Annotated in this window: 2 protein-coding genes; both read right to left on the minus strand. The window is 69.3% G+C overall.

The genetic code is table 11. The features are described from left to right. Positions 1–97: 97 nt before the first annotated feature. Positions 98–454, minus strand: coding sequence for a chemotaxis protein CheY (gene cheY / locus ACFQEU_RS13905; protein ID WP_379783116.1), 357 nt, complete (start codon positions 452–454; stop codon positions 98–100). 161 nt (positions 455–615) lie between these two features. Continuing rightward, positions 616–2938 (minus strand): BGTF surface domain-containing protein (locus ACFQEU_RS13910; protein WP_379783118.1); only part of this gene is annotated, 2323 nt, incomplete at its 5' end.

The raw sequence follows: 2938 nt of genomic DNA on the forward strand, positions 1-2938 counted from the left end.
TCCGTCCCCATGAGCTCGGCGACCGCGTCGGCGGCCTGCTCGGCCCCGCGCTGGGTGAGCCGGTTACAGGCCCCGAGCGCCCGGACGTCGACGCGCATTATACCGCCGACCCGATGGCGTCGAGCACGTTCGGCTTCTGGAACGGCTTCGTGATGTACCCCTCCGCACCCGCCTTGATAGCGGCCTTCATCTTCTCCTCCTGCCCGACGCTGGTACACATGATCACCGTCGCCTCCGGGTCGTCGTCTTTGATCTCCGTCGTGGCCTCGATCCCATCACGGATCGGCATCACGATGTCCATCATCACGAGGTCGGGGGCGTGCTCGTCGTACATGTTCACGGCCTCTACCCCGTTTTCCGCCTCGCCGACGATCTCGAACTCCCCTTCGAGGATCTCCCGCAGGAGGTTCCGCATGAACTCCGAGTCGTCCGCGATAAGCACTCGCGTCGCCATATATACTCGGAGACGGGCCGAGGAGTCACTTAACCGCTCGCCCGCGGTTCTCACCGCTGAGAACCGCGTGGCAGTCGTGAGCCAACGGGGCGAGCTCCCAGAGGGGAGATCCCGACGGGACGGGCCCGAACTCCCCGTGATGGTCGCCCTCCCCCAACCGCTCAGAGCCAGTGATCGGCGATGTACATCGTCCCGACGAGGAGCGTTCCGGAGACCGCCTCCCGGGTCCCGATCCCGAGCGGGAGCGGGATCGCGGTACGGGGCTCGGACGGGTCGTCGTCAGCTCCCTCCTCCACGTCGTTTCCGTCACCGTCCGCGTCGTTTCCGTCACCGTCCGCATCGTTTCCGTCACCGTCCGCATCGTTTCCGTCACCGTCCGCATCGTTTCCGTCACCGTCCGCGTCGCTTCCGTCCTCGTCCGCGGTGGTGTCGTCGTCGCCTTCGACACCGGTCGAGGCGTCGCCCTCCTCACCGACCGCCGCCGAGTCGTTGGCATCGACCTCGCTATCGGCACCGGTCTCGCCGTCGTCGACACCCTCGCTGTCGGCGTCGTCTTCGGTTTCTCCGTTCGCGGCGTCGTCCTCGCTGTCGTCGATCACGTTGTCCTCGCCGTCGGCCTCCTCCTCGTCAGGTTCCCAGTCGGGACCGGGCGCGACGACGAGCGTCCCGTTCGTCTCGTCGTCGCCGACCCCTACCGAGTAAGCGTACTCGCCGGGCTCCAGATCGGCCGTGACTCGGGAGAACGCGACGGTCGAGGTCCGGTCCGGCTTGACGCGGATCCGACGATCGTCCGTCAGCGCTCCGTCGGCTACGTCGAGCGAGAGGCGCTCGACGCCGTCGACGTGGCCGTCGTTCCGAACGTCGACCGAGAGCCGCTCCAAGCTATCGCCCTGGATGATCGTGAGGTTCCCGGGAGCGTCGTCGATCGCGAGTGGGGTGGGGTCGTTCGGGTCCTCGACGACGACGAGCGAGCGGGTGTCGTACAGCGACGTGCCCTCGTACAGCTCCAGCGAGACGGACGAACCGACCGGAACGTCGGAGAGAACCGCCCGGATGGAGAACGTGTCGTTCTCGCTGATCTCGACGGAGCGCGTCTCCACGGTCGGGGTATCGCCGGCGTCGGCGACGAACTCGGCGGTGAGTTCGGTTTCGGGATGGAGCGTCGTCTCCCCGGAGAGGGTGACGGTGGTGCCGTTCTCGACGAGGACGACCCCGTCGTCGGTGACGTCGTCGAAGGACAGGTCGGGAGCCCGGATCGAGAACGACGCCGTCGCCGAAACGTCGCCCTCGTCGAGCGCGCGGTACGGGAACTGCTCGTCGACGTCGGGGTCGGTCGCGGACGCCGCCGCGAAGGGATCGGCCGGGCCGCCGCCGGACCGATCGAAGCGATAGCGGTCGCCCTCGACGCCGTCCAGGCCGAACGTGACCGCGTACTCGTCGCCGGGGTCGAGCGTTCCGTCGAAGGCGGCTGCGGCGTCCGTATCCAAGACGAGGTAGAACGCGCTCGGGGTCGGCCCGTCGCCGTGGCCCGTCAGGTCCTCGGGCGGACCGTACACCGCCTGAACAGCGTCGGTGTCGCCGGTGACGGCGGAGAGGTCCAGCTCGGTCGGCGGTTCGTTCATCCCCGTGTTCGTCTGGCGGATCGTGAGCGAGACGCCCTCGCCCAGGATCTCGCCGTCGTCGCTCGTCAATAGGTCGTTGAGGGCCGCCGTGGAGAGGTTCCCGCTCGACCCGAACCGGTCGTCCGGATCGCCGTCGGCGGCCCGCGCGAGTGCCCCCCAGATCCCGGTCGCCTCGAATCCGAGTATCAGCCGGTCACCACGGGTGATCGCGTCGCGTTCGCGCGCCGGGCCGAGCAGGTCGTCGACCGATCCCGCGCCGTCGACGTCGTCCGCGAGATCGGTGTACACGTCGACCCGCTCGCGGAACGCCGGCGGGGTAAGACGGAGGTCGGCGCGGTCGAGCCGGTGTTCCAGCTGGATCGTCCCGTCGTGTGCCGTGACGTTCCCGGAGCCGAGGAGGAGCCGGTACCGCTGCGGCGCGAGCGGGGCCGGGTTGGAGCCGACGTCGACGGCGGACCGGAGCGCGGACAGGTTCCCGTACGCCGCTCCCGTCTCCCCATCGACGAGCGTGAGGTCGTCGAAGCCGTCCAGATCCTCGACCGGTGTCTCCGGGCCGTGTTCCGCGCCGTGCGCGTAGCTGGACACGCTCGCGCCGTCACTGGCGTACACCGCGTCGGTGGACGCGTTCGTGCCGAGCAGCCGGGTGTTGACGGTGATCGTCGTGTCGCCGGTCACCCGCAGGACGTCGAGGAACCCGGTCGGACTCCCGTCGCTCAGCCGGTCGCCGCCGACGACGACGTACGCCGGGTCACTGCCGCCGGCGGAGACGTCGACCTCGACGAGGTCGCCCGCGGACGTCACGTACTCCGCGTCGCCGAACGACCCCGTGGCGTCGGTCGTGTCCCGGACCGCGTCGTCGCCA

It is taken from the genome of Halorubrum tibetense (genome assembly GCF_042661865.1).
In the GTDB taxonomy this organism is placed as follows: Archaea; Halobacteriota; Halobacteria; order Halobacteriales; family Haloferacaceae; genus Halorubrum; species Halorubrum tibetense.